General features: G+C 42.5%; 22 protein-coding genes, 1 other RNA gene and 1 pseudogene. 13 read left to right on the top strand and 11 right to left on the bottom strand.

Annotated elements, in window-relative coordinates:
- Nucleotides 1–68: 68 nt before the first annotated feature.
- From iolD to iolG, 5 genes are read left to right on the top strand one after another with little or no spacing between them, the layout of a single operon-like run.
- Nucleotides 69–1,928, top strand: coding sequence for a 3D-(3,5/4)-trihydroxycyclohexane-1,2-dione acylhydrolase (decyclizing) (iolD, locus tag GO009_RS09845; protein WP_163626038.1), 1,860 nt, complete (start codon nt 69–71; stop codon nt 1,926–1,928).
- A 27-nt stretch (nt 1,929–1,955) separates the two neighbouring features.
- Complete coding sequence (locus GO009_RS09840) at nt 1,956–3,554, top strand: solute:sodium symporter family transporter (RefSeq protein ID WP_203532427.1); 1,599 nt, start codon at nt 1,956–1,958, stop codon at nt 3,552–3,554.
- Nucleotides 3,555–3,593: 39 nt separating this feature from the next.
- Complete coding sequence (locus tag GO009_RS09835; RefSeq protein WP_163626037.1) at nt 3,594–5,066, top strand: CoA-acylating methylmalonate-semialdehyde dehydrogenase; 1,473 nt, start codon at nt 3,594–3,596, stop codon at nt 5,064–5,066.
- A gap of 10 nt (nt 5,067–5,076) precedes the next feature.
- Nucleotides 5,077–5,982 carry a TIM barrel protein gene (locus GO009_RS09830; protein ID WP_163626036.1) on the top strand — a complete coding sequence of 302 codons (906 nt, stop codon included), beginning with the start codon at nt 5,077–5,079 and terminating at the stop codon, nt 5,980–5,982.
- Nucleotides 5,983–6,000: 18 nt separating this feature from the next.
- Nucleotides 6,001–7,008 (top strand): inositol 2-dehydrogenase, encoded by a 1,008-nt coding sequence (gene iolG / locus GO009_RS09825; RefSeq protein WP_163626035.1) that lies wholly within the window; start codon nt 6,001–6,003, stop codon nt 7,006–7,008.
- A 703-nt stretch (nt 7,009–7,711) separates the two neighbouring features.
- Here iolG and GO009_RS09820 read toward each other — a convergent pair.
- From GO009_RS09820 to ssrA, 3 genes and pseudogenes are all read right to left on the bottom strand, one after another.
- Nucleotides 7,712–7,904 (bottom strand): annotated as a pseudogene (locus tag GO009_RS09820) (tyrosine-type recombinase/integrase); the annotation flags it as partial.
- 20 nt (nt 7,905–7,924) lie between these two features.
- Nucleotides 7,925–9,166, bottom strand: coding sequence for a site-specific integrase (locus GO009_RS09815; protein WP_163626034.1), 1,242 nt, complete (start codon nt 9,164–9,166; stop codon nt 7,925–7,927).
- Nucleotides 9,167–9,401: 235 nt separating this feature from the next.
- Nucleotides 9,402–9,801, bottom strand: a transfer-messenger RNA (tmRNA) gene (ssrA, locus tag GO009_RS09810).
- Between the two features lie 360 nt (nt 9,802–10,161).
- On the opposite strand from ssrA, the gene GO009_RS09805 reads away from it, so the two are divergent.
- Nucleotides 10,162–11,367 (top strand): NAD(P)-dependent oxidoreductase, encoded by a 1,206-nt coding sequence (locus tag GO009_RS09805; RefSeq protein ID WP_163626033.1) that lies wholly within the window; start codon nt 10,162–10,164, stop codon nt 11,365–11,367.
- Nucleotides 11,368–11,447: 80 nt separating this feature from the next.
- Nucleotides 11,448–11,717, top strand: coding sequence for a hypothetical protein (locus tag GO009_RS09800; RefSeq protein WP_163626032.1), 270 nt, complete (start codon nt 11,448–11,450; stop codon nt 11,715–11,717).
- A 2-nt stretch (nt 11,718–11,719) separates the two neighbouring features.
- Here the strand turns inward: GO009_RS09800 and GO009_RS09795 are convergent, their stop codons facing one another.
- Nucleotides 11,720–12,835, bottom strand: coding sequence for an Sb-PDE family phosphodiesterase (locus GO009_RS09795; protein ID WP_163626031.1), 1,116 nt, complete (start codon nt 12,833–12,835; stop codon nt 11,720–11,722).
- 214 nt (nt 12,836–13,049) lie between these two features.
- Between GO009_RS09795 and GO009_RS09790 the strand changes: the two genes are divergently transcribed.
- The 3 genes from GO009_RS09790 to GO009_RS09780 all read left to right on the top strand — a co-directional run bounded on the left by GO009_RS09790 (nt 13,050) and on the right by GO009_RS09780 (nt 14,872).
- Nucleotides 13,050–13,508 carry a small multi-drug export protein gene (locus tag GO009_RS09790; RefSeq protein ID WP_163626030.1) on the top strand — a complete coding sequence of 153 codons (459 nt, stop codon included), beginning with the start codon at nt 13,050–13,052 and terminating at the stop codon, nt 13,506–13,508.
- 103 nt (nt 13,509–13,611) lie between these two features.
- A complete protein-coding gene (locus tag GO009_RS09785) occupies nt 13,612–14,481 on the top strand; it encodes a DUF808 domain-containing protein (protein ID WP_163626029.1) in 870 nt (289 codons plus the stop codon).
- A 22-nt stretch (nt 14,482–14,503) separates the two neighbouring features.
- The gene (locus GO009_RS09780; RefSeq protein ID WP_163626028.1) at nt 14,504–14,872 is read left to right on the top strand and encodes a DUF1801 domain-containing protein; all 369 of its coding nucleotides are present in this window, start codon (nt 14,504–14,506) and stop codon (nt 14,870–14,872) included.
- On the opposite strand, the gene GO009_RS09775 is transcribed toward GO009_RS09780, so the two are convergent.
- The 7 genes from GO009_RS09775 to kdsA form a co-directional block, all read right to left on the bottom strand.
- On the bottom strand, nt 14,869–16,440 hold the full coding sequence (locus GO009_RS09775) for a PepSY domain-containing protein (protein WP_163626027.1): 1,572 nt from the start codon (nt 16,438–16,440) through the stop codon (nt 14,869–14,871). The two genes, GO009_RS09780 and GO009_RS09775, sit on opposite strands and share 4 nt — an antisense overlap.
- Nucleotides 16,441–16,443: 3 nt before the next feature.
- Complete coding sequence (locus GO009_RS09770) at nt 16,444–16,743, bottom strand: hypothetical protein (RefSeq protein WP_163626026.1); 300 nt, start codon at nt 16,741–16,743, stop codon at nt 16,444–16,446.
- A 3-nt stretch (nt 16,744–16,746) separates the two neighbouring features.
- Nucleotides 16,747–17,079, bottom strand: a complete 333-nt coding sequence (locus GO009_RS09765; protein WP_163626025.1) for a hypothetical protein — start codon at nt 17,077–17,079, stop codon at nt 16,747–16,749.
- 2 nt (nt 17,080–17,081) lie between these two features.
- Nucleotides 17,082–17,798 (bottom strand): DUF4198 domain-containing protein, encoded by a 717-nt coding sequence (locus tag GO009_RS09760; protein ID WP_163626024.1) that lies wholly within the window; start codon nt 17,796–17,798, stop codon nt 17,082–17,084.
- A gap of 58 nt (nt 17,799–17,856) precedes the next feature.
- Nucleotides 17,857–20,193, bottom strand: coding sequence for a TonB-dependent receptor (locus GO009_RS09755; RefSeq protein WP_163626023.1), 2,337 nt, complete (start codon nt 20,191–20,193; stop codon nt 17,857–17,859).
- A gap of 103 nt (nt 20,194–20,296) precedes the next feature.
- A complete protein-coding gene (locus tag GO009_RS09750; protein ID WP_163626022.1) occupies nt 20,297–22,759 on the bottom strand; it encodes a TonB-dependent receptor in 2,463 nt (820 codons plus the stop codon).
- A gap of 163 nt (nt 22,760–22,922) precedes the next feature.
- Entirely contained in the window at nt 22,923–23,741 is an 819-nt protein-coding gene (gene kdsA / locus GO009_RS09745) for a 3-deoxy-8-phosphooctulonate synthase (RefSeq protein WP_163626021.1), read from the bottom strand.
- A gap of 73 nt (nt 23,742–23,814) precedes the next feature.
- Between kdsA and GO009_RS09740 the strand changes: the two genes are divergently transcribed.
- The 3 genes from GO009_RS09740 (at nt 23,815) to GO009_RS09730 (ending at nt 25,613) form a co-directional block, all read left to right on the top strand.
- Nucleotides 23,815–24,396, top strand: a complete 582-nt coding sequence (locus GO009_RS09740; protein ID WP_163626020.1) for a hypothetical protein — start codon at nt 23,815–23,817, stop codon at nt 24,394–24,396.
- Between the two features lie 65 nt (nt 24,397–24,461).
- Nucleotides 24,462–25,019, top strand: coding sequence for a hypothetical protein (locus GO009_RS09735; RefSeq protein WP_163626019.1), 558 nt, complete (start codon nt 24,462–24,464; stop codon nt 25,017–25,019).
- 54 nt (nt 25,020–25,073) lie between these two features.
- Nucleotides 25,074–25,613 carry a hypothetical protein gene (locus GO009_RS09730; protein ID WP_163626018.1) on the top strand — a complete coding sequence of 180 codons (540 nt, stop codon included), beginning with the start codon at nt 25,074–25,076 and terminating at the stop codon, nt 25,611–25,613.
- Nucleotides 25,614–25,662: the final 49 nt, after the last annotated feature.

Below are 25,662 nucleotides of genomic sequence, written 5' to 3'. Positions count from 1 at the left end.
AATGAAGGAAAGATGAAACGGATTGTGAAAAGGTGCACTTTTAAGTACAACCAAAAAGAGAAAGATCAATGAAAACAATACGATTGACAGTGGCCCAAGCGACCATCGCATACCTTAAGAACCAATACGTGGAACGAGATGGCGGGGAGCACAAATTTTTTGCCGGATGTTTTGGGATTTTGGGACATGGAAATGTAGCAGGAATCGGGCAGGCACTCCACCAAGACCCGGAATTTCCGTTTTATGTGGCTCGTAACGAGCAGGGAATGGTCCATTCTGCAGTGGCCTATGCCAAGGTTAAAAACCGTTTGGAAACCTTTGTCTGTACCACCTCCATAGGGCCTGGAGCAACAAACATGGTCACAGGCGCAGCCTTGGCGACCATAAATCGGATTCCGGTACTGCTCATCCCTGGGGATATTTTTGCAACAAGACAAGTGGCTCCCGTATTGCAACAACTTGAATCCAATACTACGCAAGATATTTCTGTAAACGATTGTTTTAAGCCTGTCTCAAAATATTGGGATCGAATCAACCGGCCAGAACAACTGATTACTGCCCTACCTGAAGTCATGCGGGTATTGACCTCTCCTGCGGAGACAGGTGCGGTAACCCTGAGCATTCCACAGGATGTCCAAGCTGAGGCTTATGACTTTCCATCTGAAATGTTCGAGAAAAAAAAATGGACAATAGGGAGGACATTGCCTGATCGTAGCTTGTTGGCACGGGCTGTCTCACTCATTAAAACGAGCAAAAAACCGTTCATTGTTGCCGGGGGAGGGACCATTTATAGTGGAGCCACCGAAGTTTTGCAAAAAATGGTTGCCCGAACAGGAATTCCAGTGGCAGAGACCTATGCGGGGAAAGGATCGTTGCCCTATGATGTGCCCCAAAATTTGGGTGCAGTCGGTGTTACGGGAACCCCAGGGGCCATAGAAGTGGCCAAGGAAGCCGATGTGGTCATAGGCATAGGAACCCGTTACAGTGATTTTACCACCATATCCAAATCAGGCTTCCAAAACCCGAATGTCCGTTTTATAAATATCAATGTAACCGAATTCGATTCTTTCAAACACGGTGCAATTCCCTTGGTGGGAGATGCCAAGGTGATTCTCGAAGAATTGGATCGGCAACTTTCAGATTTTGAAGTAGGGGAGGGATACCGAGAAAAAGTAATGGAACTCAACAAAAGCTGGGATGATTTTGTATCCGGAATATATGCGGAAAAAAACGGAACACCTGCTTTTCAAGGCGAGGTCATAGGTGCCGTGAACAATTTTTCTGAAGCTAAGGACATTGTACTCTGTGCAGCAGGAAGCCTGCCCGGTGATCTACATAAATTATGGCGCACAAGGAATCCGAAAGGTTTCCATTTGGAATACGGATACTCTTGCATGGGCTACGAAATTGCCGGTGGCCTTGGCGCCAAGATGGCTAGACCTAATAGTGAAATCTATGTGATGGTGGGCGATGGCAGCTATTTGATGATGTCACAGGAGATAGTTACTGCCATTCAAGAACGGCAAAAGCTTACCATCATCTTATTGAACAATGATGGTTATTCCAGTATTGGTTCTCTTTCTGCTTCTTTGGGGAGCGAAGGTTTTGGTACATACTACCGATATCGTAACGTAGCAACGGAACATCTGGACGGTGGATTGCTGCCTGTGGATTATGCCGCGAACGCTGCGAGCATGGGTGCTCATGTCATAAAAGCATCCAACGTAGCCGAACTCAAGGAAGCCCTAAAAGAGGCAAAGACCATTGATAGGACCACTTTGATCTACATTGAAGTGGATCGCAAAAAAGGGGTGCCAGGTTTTGCTTGGTGGGATGTTGCTGTGGCCGAAGTATCTGAAAAAGATGCCGTCAAAGAATCTTTTGAAACCTATCAAAACAATAAGAAGACCCAAAAATATTACCTATAACCCCTCTCAACTAAACCAACCAATCCAATGGATTCAGATTTGATCATCATGCTGGCATCGTTTGTCCTTTTTACGGGAGGAGTTGCCCTCTTTACCTGGTACAGTCTAAGAAAAACCAACCTGAGTTCATCAGATGGTTACTTTTTGGGTGGAAGAAGCCTTACGGGGACAGTGATTGCCGGTTCCATGCTATTGACAAATATTTCTTCGGAGCACTTGATCGGCATGAATGGGAATTCATACGTCAATGGGTTCATCGTTATTGCATGGGAAGTGACATCTTCCATAGCATTGGTTGTGGCAGCCGTGTTTTTTGTACCCAAATACCTTAAAATGGGACTCACCACAATCCCCCAGTTTTTGGAGAACCGTTTTGACAGTTTTACACGTTCATTAGTAGCCGTCATCTTGATTTTTTCTTTTGTGGTCACTCTGTTGCCCATAGTACTGTATTCCGGTGCCATTGGTATAGAGAGCCTTTTTGGCGTATCGGAAATTTTGGGGGTGGACAAGACACAGGGCTTGTGGGTTACCGTGGTGGTCATTGGGGCCATAGGATCTATTTACGCCATCTTTGGGGGGTTAAGAGCGGTTGCATTTTCCGATACCATCAACGGGTTCGGCCTTTTGTTGGGCGGTTTGCTCATTCCCTTTCTCGCCTTGATGGCCATAGGTGATGGCAATGTATTGCACGGCCTAACCGAAGTATATGAATTTGCACCGCAAAAGTTCAATGTCGTTGGGGCACCCGATTCCGTACTGCCGTTTGAAGTGCTGTTCACGGGATTGATCATAAACCAGTTGTATTTCTGGGGTATGAACCAGACCATTGTCCAAAGAGCATTGGGAGCCAAAAACCTTAAGGAGGCACAAAAGGGTCTTTTGCTTACGGGTTTGTTCAAAATTCTGATTCCATTGATTATCGTGTTGCCAGGGGTAATCTGTTACTATTATTTTCAGGATGCCTATTATGGCAACCAGGACAGTGTTTATCCACAACTGGTAAAAAAGGTATTGCCAACATGGCTGATCGGTTTCTTTGCGGCCGTCATCATGGGTGCTGTATTGAGCACGTTCAACTCCGTACTCAACTCTGTGGCCACGCTGTTCAGCATAGACATCGTTAAAAAGCATATCAATAAGAATATAAGTGACAGCAAACTTGTGGTAGTCGGCAAGGCCACATCAGCAATTTTGGCGGTGGTAGCCATATTCGCGGCTCCTATGATGGCCAATGCACCGGACGGACTTTACCAATTGCTCCAAGAGCTTAACGGTATCTATTTTATCCCTATTGCATCCATTTTGTTAGCAGGGTTTTTCATGAAGCGCATTTCGGCCACAGGGGCGAAGGCGGCATTGATATTTGGACTTCTGTTCTACATTTTTATGTCGTGGATCTATACGGAACACGGGATCCATTTCGTGCATTTGTGGGGCATTGAGTTTGTCCTTAATGTGGCCATCATGTTTGTGGTCTCCCATTTTTATCCCCGAAAAAGTTCATACAATATGGTAGATGTGGGTGCGGTCAGCCTTGTTTCCTGGAAATACACCAAAGCGATGTCCATTGGGCTATGCTTGGTCACCATACTGATTTACATATTGCTCGGAAGCAATTCATAATAAAAAAAATTATTTTAATATAGCCTTAATAACAAGAAAATGAATATTTTAAAGAATTACATTGACGGAAAATGGTCCGAAAGCGCATCAAAAGATTCGATAGCGGTACATAATCCTGCCAATCAAGAAGTTTTGGCAAAGGTCCCTTACGGTGCGGATACCGCAAAGGATGTAGATCGGGCGACCAAGGCCGCACATAAAGCATACAAAGAATGGAGCAAAGTACCCGTTATGAAAAGAACACAGGTACTGTACAAGCTCAAAACCTTATTGGAGGACAATCGGGAAGCATTGGCAGAGGTCATTACCAATGAATCGGGAAAGACCAGGGCTGAATCGCTTGGGGAGATCCAAAGAGCCATAGAAAATGTTGAAGTGGCCTGTGGTACCCCTATGCTCATGGCAGGAGATGTCATAGAGGACATTGCCACGGGTATCGATGAGATGATGATCCGCCAACCACTTGGAGTGGCAGCCTGCATCACTCCGTTCAACTTTCCGGGAATGATCGTATTTTGGTTTTTGCCCTACGCCATTGCCACGGGGAATGCCTTTATCGTAAAACCATCGGAAAAAGTGCCCATGACCATGATGAAGGTCTTTGAACTGATCGATCAGCTCAATATTCCGGACGGGTTGTTGAACTTGGTACATGGAGGCAAGGAATCCGTAGATGCGATATTGGAAAACCCCATCATAAAAGGAGTAAGCTTTGTGGGAAGTACCCCGGTGGCCCGTTACATTTATTCCAAGGGAACGGCCAATGGAAAACGGGTGCAGGCACAGGGAGGAGCTAAAAACCCCGTGGTCGTACTGCCTGATGCGGATATTGAAATGTCTTCCAAGATCATTGCGGATTCAGTATATGGATGTGCCGGACAAAGGTGCCTTGCCGCCTCAACCATTATCACTGTGGGCGATGACAAAGGAGAGATCAAGGATTCCATTTATGAAACAGTAAAGAACAGGACCACGGGCTATGGTCTGGACAATGTGGATATGGGACCGGTGATTACCCCAGAAAGCAAAACAAGGATTGAAGGACTCATCCAAAAAGGGGTGGACGAAGGGGCCAAACTTTTGTTGGATGGTAGAAATGCAACGATTTCCGGATATGAAAAGGGAAATTTTATAACCCCCACCATTTTGGAAAATGTGGCCTTGGACAAAGAGTTGATACAAACTGAAATTTTTGGTCCGGTGATGAGCTTGATATCGATGAAGAACATTGATGAGGCCCTGCAATTTGTCAACAAAGGCAATTATGGGAACATGGCCTGCCTGTTCACGACCAGTGGTGCCAATGCCAGAAAATTCAGGAACGAAGCTGATGCAGGAAACATTGGAATCAACATAGGTGTTGCCGCGCCAATGGCTCAGTTCCCCTTCAGTGGTTGGAAGGATAGCTTTTTTGGCGATCTGCACGGCCAAGGGAAGCATGCCATTGAATTTTTCACACAGACCAAGGTGGTCATAGAACGTTGGCCAAATATTTGGTCGCGCAAATTTTAAAGGATAACAAATGATCAAGATAGCAAATGCCCCCTGTTCATGGGGGGCTCTGGAATTCGAACTCGAAAAAAAATCTGAAGAAATAGGTTTTGAACAAGTTTTGGACGAGATCAAGGAAACGGGGTATTTGGGCACCGAACTTGGCGATTGGGGCTATATGCCGACCAACCCTAACCTTTTGAGAAAGGAAATAACCAAAAGGGGCCTTCAGCTCTTGGGGGCCTTTGTTCCCGTTGCTCTGGCAGATAAATCAAAACACCTGGAGGGCCTTGAATCTGCCATGCGTGTAGCAAACCTGATGCACAAGGCCGGCTATGAAGATGCCTTTATCGTATTGGCGGACGACAATGCCTCGGTAGTGGAAAGAACTAAGAATGCCGGAAGGATAACTCCAGAAATGGGACTTTCACAGGCCCAATGGGAGGTTTTCGCAAAAGGAGCCAATCAAATAGCAAGGGCCGTAAAGAATGCTTTTGGCATAAGAACCGTTTTCCACCACCATTGTGCGGGTTATGTGGAAACCCCTGAAGAAATAGATACCCTTATGGAACTTACTGATCCCGATTTGGTGGGACTCTGTTTGGATATGGGCCATTATGCCTTTGGAGGAGGGGATCCGATAAAAGCTTTGGAAAAATACAGGGACAGGATTTGGCACGTTCATTTTAAGGATTATGATTCCAAAGCTGCCCTGAGATCCAGAAAGGCCCAAGGGGATTATTTCGATGCACTCAAAAATGGGGTTTTTTGTGAACTGGGGAAAGGAGATATTGATTTTAAGGCAATTGTGGATTTGTTGTGCCGGACTGGATACGATGATTGGATTGTCGTGGAACAAGATATTTTGCCGGGCATGGGAAACCCAAAAGCATGCGCCAAGTCAAATAGGGATTATATTAAAACATTGGGATTATAGTTTATAGAAATCAAATTCATGAAAAAACCAAAATTCGCCGTTGCCGGTTTGGGCAGAATAGGCAAGATTCATTTGGGCAACATTTGCCAAATGGAAGGGGTCCAAGTGGTCGCGGCCATGGATCCCTTGGAAGAGGGCAGACAATATGCCAGGAACAAGAACATACCGTACATTGCTTCTAACTTCGAAGAAATGTTGACAATGACCCCCATAGACGCTATAGTGATCTGCTCACCAACCGACACCCATGCAGATTATGTGGAGATGGCTGCAAAGGCCGGTATCCATGTCTTTTGTGAAAAACCCCTCGATCTATCATTGGAGAGGGTAGTGGAGGTCCTCGATATTGTGAACAAGGCCGGGGTCAAGCTCATGTTGGGCTTTAACCGTAGGTTCGACAAAGAGTTCAGAAAAGTAAAGGATTTAGTGAAGACCGGAGCTGTGGGTCAACCCCACTTGGTCAAGATTACCAGCCGGGATCCCGGGGCCCCGCCCATAAGTTACATTGAAAAATCGGGCGGACTCTTTTTGGACATGACCATTCACGATTTTGATGTGGCCCGTTTTGTGGTCGATAAGGAAGTGGAGGAGGTATATGCCAAGGGCGCCGTTCTTATAGACGAGGCCATTGGTAGGTCAGGTGATATAGATACTGCAGTGGTAACGCTTACATATTCTGATGGTACTATGGCCGTGATTGATAATAGTAGGGAGGCGTCCTACGGATATGATCAAAGGGTGGAGGTGTTTGGATCCAAGGGCATGGTTCAGTCCAATAACAACTTTATGGATTCCCATAAATTATACAACGATAAGGGCATACATGCAGCCTTGCCTTTACATTTTTTCTTGGAGCGGTATAGGGAAGCGTACAAGAACGAAATCTGTGACTTTGCAAAGAGCCTTGAAAATGATGACAAGACACCGGTTGATGGAAATGATGGACTTCAATCTTTGAAAATAGGTCTGGCAGCAATCAAATCACTTAGGGAGAATAGACCTGTTAAAATCACTGAGATATTTTGAATTAGGTAAAATACAAGTATTTATACTTGATTCTTTTGTGAACAAAGAAACCTATGAATGAAAATTACCTGTATTATTCAGATGTCGAGTTGGAAACTATCCATGCACCCGATAACCAAGGAAAAGGACTATATCGATTTTGACACGCCCTAAAACGTGAGATTACCTTCAAGGATATCTACAACATCGTTGGCACCAAATGGTTCACTCACGACATTGATTTTAGGGATGGAGAATTGAAACTGTATGGCGACAGTGCGTCGTCACCTCTCTGCTCTTTTTCGAAACCCTTGCGAGCACCTACACTTCGTTGAAAGTAGCCATGGGTTTTGAGGAATCGGGGATGGGCTTCGACGGAGAACTGGAAATCTACAGTAACGTTAAGAAAATCATCTTTGGGGGCACGTACTGTCAGTATATGGATTTCTCTGGATTTATCAGACAATTATCAAATATTATATAGAACTCATTCACCCTTTTCAATTCCTTCTGACAAACTTGAAAGAGTTAGAACAGTTTTGGAAACTGTAGATGGTTCTATAATATCTGATAGTATTCAAGAAAAAGACCCAAATACGCTTTTTCCATTGCAAGCTGCTCTTGGTTATGATGTAGCCTTACCCCTTTTAGGATATCGCTAAATTCATATTGACTTTGCAAATTCCAATAGGGCAGGGTCATTTTTCAGTTTTTCCATATCGTCCTAAATTTTGCTGTGCAATACCTTTGTGTAGATTTGGGTTGTTTTTAAAGAAGTATGCCCTAGCATTTTGCTAACAGATTCAATCGGCACCCCATTGGAAAAGGTAACGGTCATCGCAAAGGTGTGCTGCCCAAATGGTGGTCAATGTCTTTTTTATCTTGCATGACGTTGCGATTTCCTTCAAATAGGAATTGGTTCATTAATAATGAGATTCTACATCTTTTCAATTTTAGCTATACTTTGATTGCCTAAAATTTCTTTCAAAGCAGCCATATCTTCACTAACCTTTCTATCAATGATCTTGGCATAATGCTGGGTGGTCCTTAGATTTTTGTGACCTAACATTTGCCCCACTGTTTCTATCGGAACTCCATTGGAAAGGGTTATAGTGGTAGCAAAAGTATGTCTGGCTAAATGAGTGGTGAGATTCTTTTTGATTCCACAGAGGTCAGCAATTTCTTTAAGGTAGGCATTGGATTTTTGATTGCTCAAAACAGGTAATACACAATCCCCATTGATAACCTTGGGGTGGTCTTGGTATTTCTGGATAATACCCAGGGCAGTTGGGAGTAGGGGGATACCCAATCTGGATTTTGTCTTGGTACGTTTGGACTTGATCCAAAAGCTGCCATCAATATGTTTCACGATATTATCGGGATGTAATTTTTGGACATCAATATAAGAGAGGCCGGTATAACAACAGAACACAAACATATCCCGAACGATATTTAGGCGTTTTCCTTTAATATTTTTGTCCACTAATGCTTGCAATTCCTCTTTGGAAAGGAATTCCCGTTCTACTGTTTTGAACTGTACCTTATAATTGTAGAAAGGGTCTTTACTAATCCATTCATGAGCTACGGCCATTCGGATAATCTTTTTGAAATTGTTGATGTATTTCAAAGCGGAGTTATGGTTGCATTCTTTGACTGTTTTAAGGAAGTACTCAAATCCTTTGATGAATTTCAAATCGACATCCCGGACGGGGATATCCGATTTTTTGAATTCAGACTTTATAAATTCGGCCACATGGTTTCTTGTGGTATGATATCTTTTGTACGTGCCTAGTGCAAAGTCAATATCAATGAGCTTCTTCATCTGTTGGTTATGCCCATCAAAGAGTTCTAAAAGCATTTTATGCTTTTCACCTTTGCCCAAATATAAATTTTTTATATCCGAAGAGGTAAAGGGTTTATTGTCTTCTACAAGTTGACGGTGAATTCTATTTATTCTGCTCCTAACGGTATCCAAATACTGATTCAATTCATTTGCTTCAAGGTTCGTTCCCTTCATTTTCCCTGTACGAGCACTCCATTTTTGTGGGTCAACTTTGCGTGAAACACTGAGTTCACTTCGTTGACCATCTACCGTTAAACGTAGGTATATAGGCACTTTCACGTCTTTTTCCTTGTGTTTTCCTTTGAGATAAAATAGCTGAGAGAAAGAATGACTCATTTTTGGTATCTTTTTTAACAAAAATAAAAGTATAAAATATAAAAACATAGTTTTCATATTTAACACAAAATCAATTTCTTACAAATAAATCGGTGAGTCTTTTTGAGGTAAATTAATGCTCACCGAATAGGTCCCTTTTTTAATGATAATATTTGATATAAAATGAAATCAAGTAAAATAAAAAAACCTGTAAATCAGTAATTTACAGGTTTAATGTTGTGTTTTGATGGTGTTTCAGTGGAGCCGGAGGGATTCGAACCCTCGTCCAAACAAGCAATAACCATGCTTTCTACATGCTTAGTATCTGCTTAATTTTCGATGCATACCTGACCAGATACGGCCTAATATACACTTAGCTTCTTTAGGTTTTAGAGGTGTCGCCAAAGCGAACTGACACCCTTGTGTTGACTTTTTTGGTGCTCCTAAACGAATCGCCGTCAACAAGGGCTATTCAGGAACATCTCGCTTCCCTACCTTGTAGGGACGAGGCACATCTTACTATAATTCAGATTATGCGGCAAGAGCGTAATTATTTTCGCCAATTAAAAGTGTGAAACATGAGATTTACGAGCTATATCCCAGCGCTCGACATGCTTACATCGCCATTGGTCTTGCTGTCAAAACCGGTCGGCCCCATAATGAGTTAGGTAAGCTTTGCTTACCGTAAACGAATTATGCCCTGAGCGTAGTCGAAGGGCCTAAACGCTTTCTCACTTTTTTATCAAAGAACTTGCCTGCACTGAGTACTTCGACTACGCTCTGTATGAACTCTGTCGAAGTGTGGGCGTTACCAAAATATTGCTTCGCAATAGTTCGGTCGGGCTATCGGCTTTATCTTTTTCTGTTTCTCGATTCCGCTCGAAATGACAGAAAAAGGATATCACCTCTATCCCTAACGCGGTCGGCAAAGGTAACTCATATCCATCAAACAATAAAAAGTTTGCTTACCCTGCCTATTACTCTTATTTTGGTCAACAATTATACCAAAATCATATATGAAGTTCGGAATCATCAGGGAACGTAAAAATCCGCCCGATCGCAGGGTAGTGCTATCACCAGAAGAATGCCAAAATGTCCTTTCCACATATCCGGAAGCCCAAATTTTGGTCGAATCATCACCCATTCGGGTATTTTCGGACAAGGAATATATGGAAAAGGGCCTAGAGATTGTCAAGGATTTGGAAACCTGTGAGGTGCTTTTAGGTGTAAAAGAGGTGCCTATCGAAGCATTGATTCCCAACAAAAAGTATTTCTTCTTTTCCCATACCATTAAAAAACAGCCTTATAATAGAGAACTACTGCGAGCAGTACTCAACAAAAATATTGAACTGTACGATCACGAAGTCATTACCAACGCAAAAGGAGCTAGGTTGGTGGCCTTTGGCCGTTACGCGGGGATTGTTGGTGCCTACAATGGATTCAGGGCGTACGGTCTTAAATACGATTTGTTTCAATTGCCCAAGGCCGAGTCACTTCTGGACCAACAGGCTTTGATCGCCGAACTCAAAAAAATACAACTGCCCAATATAAAAATATTGCTTACAGGAAAGGGAAGGGTAGGCAATGGAGCCAAGGAAATGCTCGATGCCATGGGATTGAAGCAAGTGGCTTCTAGCGAATATCTATCCGACACATTCAACGAACCCGTATATTGCCAAATAGATGTGTCTCAATATGTAAAGCGCAAAGATGGCGCTAAAGGCAGCAAAGCCGACTTTTTCCAAAATCCAGAAGATTACAAATCTGACTTTTTCAGGTTTGCTAAAGTTACCTACTTTTATATCGCAGGACATTTTTACGGGGATGGAGCCCCCTATCTGTATACACGCGAGGATGCTAAACAGCCCGATTTTAAGATAAAAGTAGTGGCCGACATCAGCTGCGATATCGATGGGCCCGTAGCATCCACCATTCGTTCGTCCACCATAGCAGAACCCATTTACGGTTATGATCCCGTATCCGAAACGGAAACCAATTTTAAAAGCGAAAATGCCATTGCTGTAATGGCCGTGGACAACCTTCCGTGCGAGTTGCCCAGAGATGCAAGCGTAGGTTTTGGAGAAGCATTTTCCAAGCATGTAATTCCGTCCTTCTTTAACAACGATAAGGATGGGATTCTCGATAGGGCCCGCATGACCCAAAATGGGAAGTTGACCCCTCGGTACGCCTATCTTCAAGATTATGTAGACGGAAAAGAGTAGCCTTTTGGCCAAAAATACCTTCTAGAGGTTGGTAATGCATTGCTTTTTAGTATATTGTATGTCCTAACTCTTAAAAGCCTGTGACATTTAATTGGGTGTTTTCTGGAGATGACAATCCAGCAATGCAAAGAACCTGTATCGATTTGGAATACAGTCTCAGACCACGAATCATGCGATTCTTGTTGTCCAAATTCGATGTTGATGCAGATTTTGCCAGTTTTTACTTCGATGTGAACGTAGATAAACAATGGGTGTCTATCTCAGATAAAACCCCAAAAGAGTACATCCTCAAAATATCTTCAGACTTTGATCAAGCCATTAATGGCTCTCCTTTTTCGTCCGTGGCTTAAACTTATTCTTTCAACTTAACATTCCAAGTAACAATGGGATGCTCCTTTGGAGCAGTGTATGCCCCTAATGCCTTTAGTCTAATAGGTAGATCTACCAGTTTTTCCAAAGTTTTGATCCGTAGGGTTTTGGTGCCCCCGGCCGGTACTTTAAAAACCGGCGAACTGGAATAGAACGTGTAAGGCATTTGGTTTTCGAATATCAAATCGCTGCTGGTCACATTTTTTAAGGTAATCTCTAAAATGGAAGTGTTGTTAATATATTTGGCATTTTCAAATTTTAACGATGCATTGAGTAAAGGAACCAGATTTTCTTCTTTTCCAACCAAAAGCGAATTAAAAACAGCAACCGTTCTTCCTGCAAATAAGGCTTCTTTTAAGGATTCAATAGACCTTTCTTTGGCAAAAACCAAGGTTATGGGGCGGTCGTGCCCCTTTTCCACATAATCCCAATCAATAAGGCCATGTATATCGCTGGTGCCCATAATGGTCAAATTGTTTTCAAGGGCTAGGGCCAACGACTCTTCAGAATAATCAACCGTATTTATGACCTCTATTCCGTGCAACTCTCCCTTTTTGATCCGTACTTTTTGAAAATCGCTCAAAACAGGGTTTCCACTTGGCGATTGGGCATACCATGCGGGATGGTTCCAAAATACAAAGGCATCTTGCTTTTTGGCCTCTGCAAACGATTCTTCGGCCTCGTCTTTCAAAAGTTTGTTGGCATCTGCTATAAAAATGGCATTGCTATGACCCATGGGTGCCTGGCGGGTAATTTCGGACCCATGAACAATTAGCAGATCATGGTCTTTAGCTTCATTAAGTGCAATTTCGTACGATCTGTTCCTATTGGGGTGGAGAATATCTGCTGCGTGGGGCTGGTATTCAAGGTGTTCGGTAAGCGAAATCACATCCAAATTATCCCGAAGGGCTTCCATGACCCTAATATTGGGCCAAACATTGCCATCTGAAAAAACAGTGTGCTGGTGCAAGTCTGTTTTTAAGGTTTTGTATCCAGGTACATCGGGAAAAACAAGGGTTCTGGAACTTTGGTGCGAATGCTCTTGTGCAAATAGAGTGGAGGTTACGAGAAATAAGGCAAAAAAAGCTTGGAATTTCATGTTGATGGTTTTGTCAAAACTATAAAACTATATAATATGCTTCAATCGCAAGAAGTATATTTTACAAACTGTTAACCTGAGGGTAAAGTAGTTACATGTTTTTTGGTATTGGTGGTATTGTTCGGAAATCACAATTAATAAATATTTAAGGTTTCCAAAAGTGGAAATAAGTAAAATCCTCACTAGGTTTGTCGGTTGTAAAAATTGGTATTCCTTGCATAAAGATTTGATCATAGCAATACTGTGGAGCCTATCTCCTTTTGGGGAGGCCAAAGTTGGCATACCCTATGGCATGTACCAAGGGGTGAACGAGTATATGGTTTTTATAGCCTGTTTTTTGGCCAATGTATTGGTGTTCCCTATTATGATGTTTTTTTTGGAGCACATCAATCGGTATTTGATCAGATGGCGATTCTATAAGAAATCTGCTGTTTATGTGGGCCAAAGGGCCAAGAAAGGGTCTGGAAAAAAGGTACAGCGGTTTGGTTTTTTGGGCATTGTGTTGTTCGTGATGATTCCTTTGCCTGGCACAGGGGTGTATGCGGGCAGTATAGCGGCGTACCTTTTCAAAATGAAAAAACGGGAGGCCTTTGCAGCCAATACTATAGGAATCTTCTTTTCCTCTGTAATTGTTTGGGTTACCACTTTATTGTCCTTGGAAGGAGTTAAATAACATGGCAATCAAAGTATTTTTAGATTTTTTAATACACCAATATGCTTCGATTTGTTTATTTTGCTTCCAATCAATGAAGTTTCTTTAACCATAAAACACATATATGGCTTCAGGTTTTTTTGCTGTTTTGGATGATATTTCTGCACTTATGGACGATGTGGCAACGATGAGTAAAGTTGCTACAAAAAAAACAGCGGGTATTTTAGGGGACGACTTGGCGGTAAACGCCGAAAAAGCGACTGGTTTTTTGTCCAACAGGGAAATTCCGGTGCTTTGGGCCATAACCAAAGGCTCTTTTCTGAATAAGTTAATTATTTTGCCCATCGCATTTTTGTTGAGTGCCTATCTTCCGACCGCAATTACGATCATTCTTATTTTAGGAGGGGTGTACCTTGCGTATGAAGGAGCGGAGAAAGTATATGAGTACCTTTTTCATCGTAAGGAGGAAGCCCATGCAGAAGACCCTATTGATATTCCCGAAGAAGAACTGCCCGAACTGGAGCAAAAAAAAATAAAACAGGCCATTGTTACCGATTTTATCCTTTCCATTGAAATTGTCATCATTGCATTGAGCACTGTGGTAAACGAACCATTGACGATACGGATTGCAACGGTTTCGGTAGTGGCTTTATTGGCAACTGTCGGGGTATATGGCATAGTGGCTTTGATCGTTCGGATGGACGATTACGGGTATAGATTAATCCGTTTGAATGACCGTGACGATAGTTTCTCTGACAAAGTAGGTGGAGTGTTGGTTAATGCATTGCCACGTATCATTAAAGCACTCTCTGTTGTGGGAACCTTCGCCTTGTTATTGGTGTCTGGAGGAATCTTCAATCACAACATAGATTATCTTCATCATCTGTTTCCTGGTCTTCCCAGTTTATTGAAAGATTTTCTGGTTGGGTTGGTCATAGGTTTGGCAGCAGTTTTTTTAATGAAATTGGTGAAAAAGCTGTTCAAAAGAAAATAGGATACAGCTACAGAAATTGTATATGAACCCGGCCGAAGATTACATTCTTAATCAACCTGAACCGTTCAAAAGCATATTGATCCAATTACAAGTGTTGGTAGAAACCACGGTGCCCGAGGTAAGGCTGGACTTCAAATATAGGTTGCCATTCTATTACTTGAACGATAAACCATTTTGCTATTTCAACGCCTCCTGTAAAAAAGGATATGTGGATTTGTGCCTTTGGAATTCGGCACACCTTACCGTCCATTTGGATAAATTGGTCACCGATGGAAGAAAAGTGATGAAGTCCCTACGGTATTTTAATGTGGATGAAATTGACGGCAAGATTGTTGTTGAACTATTACAAGAAGCCAAATCCGTTAACCACAAAGGATTTTACAAAAGTTAGCTTTTGCTCGGAACCAGCTCCGACCTTTTGGTTTTCAGTTTAAAGAAGGCGATCCAAAGGGAAACAATACCTAAAAGCAGCCATAGTAAATCTACCAAAAGAATTTGCTGATATCCATTTTGATATGCTACCCAAAACCAATTACCCGTGGTAATTCCGTTTGCAATCGGAACCAATAAACCCAAAATTCCACCTGAAATCAATGTCCACTTGTTGGTGAAACCAATATCCTTTTTAAGGATAAAGAACACCGTTGCCGCCAACCAAATCGGGAAATAGGTTTGGTAGAGGAAGCCTCTGTTTACTTCGGGTACAAACTTTACAATAATGAATTCCAAAGCGGTAACGGGAAGCAAGCTAAGGCATATCGCCATATACCAATTGGCCACTTGCTTATTGAACTTACGACGCTTTTCTGGAACATTTTTTTTGTCCCGTGCCACCAACCAGATCATAATTCCGGATAGGATTACAAAACAGGAAACCAATCCAAGGATAAAGGAAATCACACGCAAGCCATAACCAGCGTAATCGCCAAAATGGAGTCGGAACATCATATTTTTCACTCCATCCAAATAGGAAGTTGGGGCAATCGGTACCTTTTCCTGCGCAATGGAACCATCGGAAATTTTGTAAATACGGTAACCGACCCCGTTCAATTTGGTGTTGTAACCAAGATATCCGCTGATGGCGGCATGCATATTTTTATCCCCATAATTAAAGATGTGTGCTTCCGTAACCCGAAAATCACCCCAGTCCGCTTTCATTTCTTCGACATATTGATCTAAGTTGACGGTGCCGTTCAATTTTTTATTCTGGAACTCGTAGACAGGGTGGTTGTACTCCAAGTCCTCAAACAACTTGTTTTGATCGCCATCGTACAGTCCCATTACAACTGGGAGAATCAAAATACCTTTGAGCAAAAAGAAAGCTCCGGTTACGGCATAAACAAACTGAAATGGAAATCCTATCACTCCCAAGGCTGTATGGGCATCGGTCCACATGGTTTTGAGCTTGGCCCAAGGTCTAAAAGTGTAAAAGTTGGAAACAATCTTGTTCCAATGCACCAAAATCCCCGTGATGATGGCAAATAGAAAAAAGAATGCCACCAATCCCGCCAAATACCTTCCGTAGGGGTAGGGGATTTGATCTAAAAAGTGCAGACGGTACAAAAACTCCCCCAAATGATAGTTCTCCGCATAGGTTTCCGTTTTGGTCTTGGCTACTGGATCTAAATAAAAGAATACAGGGGCCCGATCATCTTCCAAAGCCAACGAGTCTTTGGATGCACCCAGATTAACGGAAATACTTCTCTCGTTGTAATAATGCCGTAGTTCCACATCACGGCCATAAAGATTATATTCTTCGGAAAGATCGTTAAGGTAGCCGTTAATGCTACCGGGCAATGCATCTTCTTGGCTAACGGTATGTCCGCGTTCCCAATTGGCAATTTCATCCCTAAAAAAGGAGAAAGATCCTGTAAAGAAAATAACGTAGAGTGCTACGCTGATTACAATACCGCTTACGGTATGTGTGTGGAACAAGATATTGTAGATACGGTTTCCCATGGTTTAAACAAGAGGGTTGGTTTGATTTCCAAAATAAAATATGACAAAGAGCACTAAACTGGCCAAAAGGTAAATACCCCAGACTTTCCAGCCATTTTTGCCCAAAAAGGCAATAACCATTAAAACAGCCCAAAGGATAAAGGCCGTAAAGGTGCTGGTAATGATGACCGCCACATGGTTGAACCAACTGGCCAAGGCCATATGGAACATCACGGCCACAATAAGTCCGCCCAAAATGGCAGCGGTAATTTTGGCAAATCGTTGCGAGAATGATGGGGTCAAATATTTTTTGTTGGCAGGCATAGCTTAAAACAATATGGTTTCAAAAAGGATGGAACACAAAAAAAGAACACCCAAAAAGCGGTAGTTTAACAAGCGTAAGGGTGCCAAGAGAATCACTAAACTGGCAACCGTCATCAAAATGATAAAAAAAGTGAACGTACCCGAACCTAGTCCCCAATAAATACAGCTAAGCCCCAATGAAAAAATCATTAGGGCCAAACTGACATATTTTGAGGCTTTTTTATGCTCAGCTATAGAGTGTTCAAAACCAAGATTTCCCATTGCCGACATTTTTTTTGATGTACTGTACAGCAGGTAAAAGGAAATAAACGCAAGAAGGGAAATTCCGGTGGCCATGGTTATCTTTTTATGCAATAGGTGGCACAATGCCAGATAAATTCATAGTCCTCACCGTTATAGGTGCCGGGAATTTCTTCTTTGGTCGTCGTCTCCACAATGTACTTGGTGTCCCAAGGCAGGGCAAAGGAAACCTCTCCATTATCGTCGGTGTACAAGGTTTTGGACCACAGGTCCGCAACATAGACTTTAAGTTCGTTTTTTGCGATGGGCTCCCCCTTGTACAAAACTTGGAGCTTGATTTCTTTTCCATCATTTTCCAATTGTTTTACTACGATTCCATCTGGATTTGCCGTTTTTGTATCACCATCAGAACCTACTTGAACCTTTGCAGTGGAATGGTAATGCGTTTTGAAAATACCAAAGTCGTACTGGGTATAATCGATTACATCAATTTCATTGTTGTTCAGGGCAACGGTATAAACACCACTTTGTGACGGTGTGAAGCTGGCCAGATAATAATCTTCTTTGGCTTCGGTGCTTATTTCAGTTTTTGTGCCATCGGGAGCTATTACCCAAAGGGTAAATTTGGAAACGGCAGGAAACGCTTCGCCTTCCACTTTTTCAATCACACCATAGGTGTATTCCCCATAGTGCACGCGTACTTCCTGTGCTTGACCAAGTTTTCCAGTTCCATTGGTCTCTATCCACAAGTAATGGGCTTGGGCTGTAAGGGTCCCGAAGAGACAAGTTAAAAAGAGAATGAATTTTGTTTTCATAATGATTTACATTTATAGCCCTATGCGAGTACATAGGACTTGTTTAATTTGTTTGATGTTAAAAACTATATGCCACGGTAAGTCTTCCATTGATTCCGGGTTCCGATTGCCAATATAGATAGGAACCATAATTGGCACCGGAATATAGATATTCGTCCAAAATATTGTTGATGTTCAACTGAACCCTGAAATTGCTGTTTCTCCATGATAGGGCACCATCCATCCTAAAATAATCTGGAAGGTCTGACTGGTTATCTGCGGCCCAGGCCCAAGTAGATCTATCCACTTGGTATTGGTAGCCCAAGGAAACGCCGAACCCGTTCAACGATGATGTCTGGGCGAAGTTGTAGTTCAACCATCCATTGGTTACATGTTTGGCGTGGCCGGCCACTCTGGTGCCCACAATGTCCGGATTGGGGTCTTCGGTCACTTCAACTTTGGTGTTGGCGTAGTTCAAGATTACATTTAGCTCTGGGGTAATTTCCCCTTGCAAGTCGAACTCTATACCTTTTGATTGGACTTCGCCCAAATACATGGAGAAGTTGGGATTGGATGGGTCAGTGGTCAAAATGTTCTCTTTTGTAATTTGGAAGGCTCCCAATGAGGTTCTCAGGCGTCCATCGAAGAAACTCTTCTTAATACCGCCCTCAATATCGTTCGCATCAACAGGGTCGTTCAAAGGCTCCATATCAACACTCATTCCCGCTTGTGGCAAGAAAGATTGGTCATATAGTCCGTAGACGGTCAAATCGGGCAAAATATCAACACTCAATCCAACACGTGGCGTAAATACATCATCGTTTTCAGTTTTTCCTTGAGTGTACAAGTTCGTGTACCGTCCGGCCAAGGTCAATCGAATTTTATCCTCCAAGAAACCAATCTCATCTTGCAGGTAGTATCCTCTTAACGTATTTGCACTATATGGAGCACCTCCGTTTCTATATTGAACATTTACTGAACGGTCGAATTCTGGAATAGTGACGCCATATTGGGGATTGTAGATATTGAAAGGTGTAGCAGTATCTACAGGAAGTGTAACCGAAAAGTCGGCCCAATAGGCTTTTTCACTAAAGTCGAAACCTCCCAATATTTTATGGGAAACAGCGCCGGTATTGAAGGCTCCATTGATGTATAACTGGGCATATTTACCTACGGATAGTGCATCCCACTGGGATATAGTCCTAACAACATCTCCGGTATCGCTATCAAGTCCTCCAATCCATGCAGAGTTCCCAACTTGATCATATCTTAGGTATGCCATTTGACCTTCAACGCTCCAATTATCTGAAAATTCGTGTTTGGCATTCAAAAAGAAAGTAACTTCTTGGATGTCGGTTTTTGGATAATTGGTATCAACAAAATTGAAATCACGGGGCAGGCTCGCGTATCCATCTTCCACAGGCGCAAAAATATAGGCAGACCCCAAGAAGGATTCGGCATCCTGTAGGTTCATCTCTGCTGTAACGGAAGTTTTATCGCTAAACTTATAGGTTAGGGCAGGGGCAATGCCAAATCTATCGGTTTGCTCATTTCCTCTATGGCTGTCCGTAGTTTGATACATGGCGTTGAAGCGATAAAGCAACTTTCCATTTTCGGAGGCTTTGCCACCCACATCAATGGTACCGCGATAAAAATCAAAGCTTCCTGCCGTAAAAGAGGCATTGGCGACAAATTCTTCCGTAGGTTTTTTGGTGACTACGTTATAAAAACCACCGGGCTCGCCTGCGGACATCATGAATCCGGCTGGACCTTTTACAAACTCAATGCGTTCCACTGTGTTCATGTCTTCGGCCAAAGGCCCCCAACTGTCCTGAACGTTTACTCCGTTCCTAAAAGCGGGCAAACGGAAACCACGCATGTTGATTCTTGCAAACTGTCCCCAGTGTTCCAACATTGTTACACCACTTACGTTTCTGGTAAGCCCGTCCATTATGGTGGTAACCTGTTGGTCTTTTAACAGCTCATTGCTGATTACCTGTACATTTTGTGGAAGCTTCACCAATTCGGTTTTCAACCTTAGCGATGTTGAAGGTTCTCTTTCTAGATATTTGTTTTGATGGCCTTCAACAATCACTTCGTTAAGTTGTTCTTGTTTTTCCATCATTTTAACGGTTGGAACTTGTGTGGTTTGTCCAGCATTAATAGTGATGGTCTTAGTTTGCATACCATAACCCACCATAGAAAAGGTAAGGGTATAGGAGCCAGCTGCAAGGTTGTCGATTTTATAGGACCCCGAACTATCGGTTGTAGCACCCAAACTTGTGTTGGATAGCATGATGTTGACGTCGGGTAGGGGGGTGTTTCTTTGGTCTGTAACTTTTCCTTCCAAACCTCCTGTTTGAGCTTGCGAAAAAGAAAAGACAGCTAGGCTGAGGATGAGTAATATATTTTTCATTCTTATTTGTAATTGGTTTCCAATCATAAATAGTAGGCTGATACCGATTTTACTGGTAGGATTAAGAAGTAATGTGACAATTGTTTTTTTCATGGTACCTTACTTAGAATTTATAAGTAAAGTTGGCAGAAATACTTCTCAAGTTTTGTGGGCTGATGGTGGACCAACCTTTGTAATAGTCTTTGTTGGCTATGTTGTCCAACTTCAATGTGATTCTGAAGTCTCTTGCATCGTAAAAGGTTGATGCATTTAAAATGGTGTACTCATCAATGGCGAACGTACCGTTGGATCTGTTGAAGATTTTGTTTTCGCTGGCGTAGTTACCCCCAAAGCCAAGTCCAAAGTTCTCCAAGCTGCCTTGGGTAAATCTGTAGCTGGCCCAAACATTGGCCAAGTTCATTGGGCCTGCGCTTTCCGGTCTAAACCCTAGAAAACTGGTATCTCCTTCCACCAATTTGCTGTCGTTATAGCTGTAGCCTGCAACAATATTTAAACCATCGACTGGAGAAGCGATAATGCTCGCTTCAAAACCTTTACTGGTTTGTTCACCATCTTGAGTATAGAAATAGTTATCGGCATCGGTATCAATCCGTTGCGCCATATCACTTACGGTAATATCGTAGTAGCTGAAGGTTGCGGAAAGCCTATCGTTGAACAAGTTCAACTTGGTACCTACCTCAAATTGGTTCGCGTGTTCTGGGTTTAACGCCCTAACAGATGTGTTTCCATCGGATAGTTCCGTTACAGGAGCCACGTTGCTGAACCCGTTCATATAATTGGCAAAAAGGGAAACTCTGTTTAAAATAGGCTGATAAACCAATCCGAATTTTGGTGAAAAGGCGGTCTGATTGTACCCATCATTGGAAAAACGGTCCACCCGCAAACTGGCCATTGCTGACAATTCTGGCAATAGGTTGATTACATTGGAAGCGTAGGCACTGAAAATCTCTTGCTCAGCTTCGCTGAATTGTGCTCCCGGATTAGCCAAAGTGGCGATTCCAGCATCGGCACCTGCCTGGGTCAATACACCAGAGTCGTACCGACCTGTGCCCATTGGGGTTCCGTAGTAATCGTGTAGGGCAGGGGCAACGGCTTGGAATTCATCAGGGTTCGACCCAACATAGGCAAATCCTTGGTTTCCGTAGCCAGTACTGTTGTTGATGGTTCGTGTTTTAAGGTAATCCAGTCCAACTACCAAGCGGTTTCTCATGGTTCCGATATTGAAATCCCCGATAAAGTTCTGTTGGATATCGGTTCCCAAGGTCTCGGAGTTTTGGTTACTGGTGTAACGGGCCAGAATAATGCCGTCTTCCAAAGGTGTTCCTGAAAGACCTTCAACGGTCGAGCTTACCTCGTACAAGTAAGAGTAATACCCATCAGACTTTGCATTGGACCTCGAAATTACGGTCTGGGAGGTCCAAGAATCACTCAAAATATAGTTCATCTGGCCTTGTAAACTGTAGGTTGGAGTGTCGATATACAAATCATTGCTGGTGTAGGAACGTTTGAAATCGTAACCCAGTTCATCCAGATTGGTCACACGAAGCGGTGCTCCACGATCTAAAAATAACATCGTTTGGTTAGTGCTTCTACCGTTATAAAATTCGGTGTTGATGTTGAAAGAAAGTCTATCACTGGCCTGAAACGCCAAGGATGGCGCAAAAAAGAAGGACTTTCTAAATCCAGCATCTTGGTAGCTGTTTTGGGTATGGTATGAAGTGTTTACACGAAGCGCAATGTTGTTTTGGTCGCCCAATGTGGTATTTACGTCGGCACTTACACGGTTCAATCCGTAGCTGCCAGAAGTATAGGAGATATTCCCACCAAAACCGTAATATGGCTTTTTGGTATTGATGTTGATCAAACCACCGTAAGAAATTAAGCTACTACCATACAAAGTGCCCGAAGGGCCTTTGATTACTTCGATGGATTCAATATTGGCAGGGTCGGGACTTCCGTTGGTTAAACCTGGCAAACCGTTGATCATTGTGGGCTGTACGGCAAAACCACGCAACGAAAAATAACCAGCGCCGTCATTTCCCCTTCCAGTAGATTCCCAAAGTTTATCGATGCCCGGAGCATTCTTAAGGGCGTCATCAAAATTGGTAACAACCTGGTCTTGCAATAATTCCGTTGAGATGGAATTGTAAACCTGAGGGTTTTCGATGTCTTTGAGGGGCATTTTTGAGACATAAACACTTGCTTTGCGCGAGAATTTGTTGGTTTGGTTACCCTCAACTACAACCTCATTGAGCTGTTCTTGCCTTTCCACCAAAGTGATGGTTTGTATGTTAGTGGTTTGGTTAGCGTAAACAGTCACGGTTTTGTTCTGTGTGCCAAAACCTACCATCGAAAACGTTAAGGTGTAGGAGCCAGGAGCGAGGTTGGAAATTTCGTATTCCCCGGAATAGTCCGTATTTGTACCTAAGCTGGTGTTGGACACCGCAATATTGACATTGCCAAGTGGGTTGTTTCTTTGATCGGTTACTTTTCCTTTTAAGTTTCCAGTTTGTGCTTGAGAAGTAAAAAAAGCTGTGAAACTAAGAATGAGTAATATATGTTTCATTTTATTTGTAATTGGTCTAAATAAGTTTGAGCTGCAAATGTATGTTCCACTGCTAAATCAAGCAAAAAATATTTAGACTAATTATAAATAAAGTTTTTGTAAGTGATTTAAATTATTGATTTACAGAGTTATGAAATCAAAATTTTAACAATTTAAAGCGTATTTATAGTGAATTGATGGTCTTGCGGATGGCTGTTAAATCGGTCAACAATTTATCCAATAAACTTAAATCCAACATATTGGCGCCATCACTTTTGGCATTGGCTGGATCAAAATGGGTTTCCATAAAAAGTCCGTCAACACCTGCTGCGATTCCTGCTCGGGCCATGGTTCCGATCAAGGCAGGTCTTCCACCCGTAACTCCAGAAGATTGGTTGGGCTGTTGTAGGGAGTGGGTAACATCCAAAACCACAGGAGCATACTGTTTCATGGTGGGCACACCTCGAAAATCCACAATCATATCTTGGTATCCGAACATGGTTCCACGATCGGTGATCCAAACCTGTTCGTTGCCCGAATCCGTTACTTTGGCAACGGCATGCTTCATACTTTCGGGACTCATAAACTGTCCTTTCTTCAAGTTGACCACCTTTCCAGTTTCGGCAGCAGCCACGACCAAGTCGGTCTGTCTTACCAAAAAAGCTGGGATTTGAAGCACGTCAACATATTCGGCTGCCAAAGAAGCGTCAGAAATTTGGTGGATGTCCGTAATGGTGGGAATCTCGAAGGTCTCAGAGACCTTTTTCAAAATTTTCAAGGCTTTTTCATCACCAATCCCGGTAAAGGAATCAATACGGCTACGGTTCGCTTTTTTAAAACTCCCTTTAAACACATAGGGGATGTTCAGTTTGTCCGTAATACCGACCACCTTTTCAGCAATTCGCATGGCCATATCCTCGCCTTCAATGGCACAAGGGCCTGCCAACAAGAAAAAATTATCGCTGTCCGTATGTTTTATCTGTGGAATTTTGGTGATGTCCATTTCTTAAAGTTTGCACAAATATACTATTAAACGGTGGTATCCTTTTTAGATTTATCCAACTAAACCATCAACCATGAAGTATAAATTTGTTTTTATTGTCTTGTGTTTTATTTCTTCTTTTTCCCATGCACAATGGCAGGAACGGGGCGGTACTTTTGATTTGGCGCATTTAGAGCGCCATCAATTTAAATTGAATTTGTTGAGCCCTGGTTTTACTTATGAGCTGGGTATTTTTAAAAACCAAAGTATCTCTACCAACTTAGGTTTGGCCACTGCAACTTATGAAGAAGGCTACGTGTTCGGTTTGGCATCCAATAACCGATACCGCTATTACCATAATTTTAATAGAAGGGAAAGACTGGACAGAAACACTTCTGGTAATTCGGGAAATTACATTGCCGCCGCACAGGCCATTTTCTTTTCGCAATTACGAATTTCTACGGATGTGAAAGGTCCAGACGATTTTAATCTTGGATTTTACGGAATGGTCTACGGGATTCAACGTACCTACGAAAAAGGATTCAATTTTAACTTGGAAATAGGTGCTGGATATTATAAAGGGGATGGTGTACCCGATGGTTATGGACCTTTGATAAACCTTACTTTTGGATGGGTGGCCACAAAACGCAAAAAAAGGGACCCGTACCTTGATTAAATAAAGGCATCACAACATACTATTTTGATAAAGTTTGGGTTATATTATTACCAAATTAACCTACAATGCGTCGCTTACTACTTTTGGCATTTCTGTCCGCAGGATGTTTTGTACATGCCCAATACGGTACAAACTGCGAAATCCGTCAGTTTAAGCTCAATGCCATCAATCCTGGTGTCGAGTACGAAATGGCTTTGGGCGTAAACAGTACTTTGGATATTCGGGTGGCGTACCAAGCGGCTTTGGAGCCAGCGAGTTCCCAACCTTTGGAAGATTTCGATTTTTTCCCCGCCATAACCATTCAGAACAGATATTACCACAACTTAAATAGTAGAGAAAGGCGCAGAAGATCTATTTACGGAAATTCGGGCAATTATATTGCGCCAACTGCGGCCATTTTTTCTCCAGGCAGTCGAGTGGTCGAGGGACGATTGGTAGATGGTGTTCACGGCTACGGTGGTTTGGTGTATGGTATTCAACGCAGTTATGATTCAGGTTTTAGTTTCTCTATAGATGCAGGGGCAGGGTATTATGTGGGGCCGTTCAAAGGCACCATTCAGCCTGTGGTAAACTTGAGTATAGGTTGGATTATAAGCGAAAAGCGTTGGTGTGTTGGTTTATAACCTCTATCTGGTACAATATTTGATTGTTGATGAGGAAATTAAAACTAACCATTTATGAAAACTATTTCCTCTTTACTTTTATGTTTATCCATTGGAGCTATTGGAATTGCTCAATCCGCAAAGAATGTTGAAAACCATCAACTTACCCTGAATGTGTTGCTGCCAGGCATCATCTATGAGCAAGGAATTTCTCAAAACTCAACTATTGCAGCAGAGGCTACTATGGGTTTTGCCTATGTAGAGTCTAGTTTTACGGATAACGGATTCGGTATTTATCCCATTGGAAGGCTCCAATACCGACATTACTATAATTTTGAAAGACGGCTTGAAAGAGGAAAAAATGTCTCTGGCAATACCGGAAACTATATTGCGCCCACCATCGCCATTCAGGGAGGTAAGGCGATAATCGGGGATTTGGACCATGTTTCCGATTATTTTGGGGGAGTTGGTGCTGTGTACGGTCTTCAGCGTACAGGTCAGAAAGGATTACAATTTCGATTCGAGGTTGGCCCCGGTTATTTCTTTGATGAATTTGAAAGCAACTTCGGTATTTTTCTTGCCTTAAAGCTCGGTTGGGTTGTGAGTAAGGGGTAGAATTTTGGAACTCGCACTAAATCAATAAGATAAAAATAACATTTAGGTG

Origin of the sequence: Allomuricauda sp. TY007 (genome assembly GCF_010468565.1) — a bacterium.
In the GTDB taxonomy this organism is placed as follows: Bacteria; Bacteroidota; Bacteroidia; order Flavobacteriales; family Flavobacteriaceae; genus Flagellimonas.
Note: the sequence above shows the minus strand (reverse complement) of the source record. Positions and strands in the feature narration are given on the sequence as shown.

What these genes read in the sequence shown, in the direction of transcription:
- GO009_RS09760 (WP_163626024.1), bottom strand. Translation starts at nt 17,798, where the DNA reads ATGAAAACAAAATTCATTCTCTTTTTAACTTGTCTCTTCGGGACCCTT.
- GO009_RS09785 (WP_163626029.1), top strand. Translation starts at nt 13,612, where the DNA reads ATGGCTTCAGGTTTTTTTGCTGTTTTGGATGATATTTCTGCACTTATG.
- GO009_RS09835 (WP_163626037.1), top strand. Translation starts at nt 3,594, where the DNA reads ATGAATATTTTAAAGAATTACATTGACGGAAAATGGTCCGAAAGCGCA.
- GO009_RS09795 (WP_163626031.1), bottom strand. Translation starts at nt 12,835, where the DNA reads ATGAAATTCCAAGCTTTTTTTGCCTTATTTCTCGTAACCTCCACTCTA.
- iolG (WP_163626035.1), top strand. Translation starts at nt 6,001, where the DNA reads ATGAAAAAACCAAAATTCGCCGTTGCCGGTTTGGGCAGAATAGGCAAG.
- iolD (WP_163626038.1), top strand. Translation starts at nt 69, where the DNA reads ATGAAAACAATACGATTGACAGTGGCCCAAGCGACCATCGCATACCTT.
- GO009_RS09765 (WP_163626025.1), bottom strand. Translation starts at nt 17,079, where the DNA reads ATGGCCACCGGAATTTCCCTTCTTGCGTTTATTTCCTTTTACCTGCTG.
- GO009_RS09740 (WP_163626020.1), top strand. Translation starts at nt 23,815, where the DNA reads ATGAAGTATAAATTTGTTTTTATTGTCTTGTGTTTTATTTCTTCTTTT.
- GO009_RS09780 (WP_163626028.1), top strand. Translation starts at nt 14,504, where the DNA reads ATGAACCCGGCCGAAGATTACATTCTTAATCAACCTGAACCGTTCAAA.
- GO009_RS09735 (WP_163626019.1), top strand. Translation starts at nt 24,462, where the DNA reads ATGCGTCGCTTACTACTTTTGGCATTTCTGTCCGCAGGATGTTTTGTA.
- GO009_RS09755 (WP_163626023.1), bottom strand. Translation starts at nt 20,193, where the DNA reads ATGAAAAATATATTACTCATCCTCAGCCTAGCTGTCTTTTCTTTTTCG.
- GO009_RS09770 (WP_163626026.1), bottom strand. Translation starts at nt 16,743, where the DNA reads ATGCCTGCCAACAAAAAATATTTGACCCCATCATTCTCGCAACGATTT.
- kdsA (WP_163626021.1), bottom strand. Translation starts at nt 23,741, where the DNA reads ATGGACATCACCAAAATTCCACAGATAAAACATACGGACAGCGATAAT.
- GO009_RS09830 (WP_163626036.1), top strand. Translation starts at nt 5,077, where the DNA reads ATGATCAAGATAGCAAATGCCCCCTGTTCATGGGGGGCTCTGGAATTC.
- GO009_RS09805 (WP_163626033.1), top strand. Translation starts at nt 10,162, where the DNA reads ATGAAGTTCGGAATCATCAGGGAACGTAAAAATCCGCCCGATCGCAGG.
- GO009_RS09840 (WP_203532427.1), top strand. Translation starts at nt 1,956, where the DNA reads ATGGATTCAGATTTGATCATCATGCTGGCATCGTTTGTCCTTTTTACG.
- GO009_RS09815 (WP_163626034.1), bottom strand. Translation starts at nt 9,166, where the DNA reads ATGAGTCATTCTTTCTCTCAGCTATTTTATCTCAAAGGAAAACACAAG.
- GO009_RS09750 (WP_163626022.1), bottom strand. Translation starts at nt 22,759, where the DNA reads ATGAAACATATATTACTCATTCTTAGTTTCACAGCTTTTTTTACTTCT.
- GO009_RS09730 (WP_163626018.1), top strand. Translation starts at nt 25,074, where the DNA reads ATGAAAACTATTTCCTCTTTACTTTTATGTTTATCCATTGGAGCTATT.
- GO009_RS09775 (WP_163626027.1), bottom strand. Translation starts at nt 16,440, where the DNA reads ATGGGAAACCGTATCTACAATATCTTGTTCCACACACATACCGTAAGC.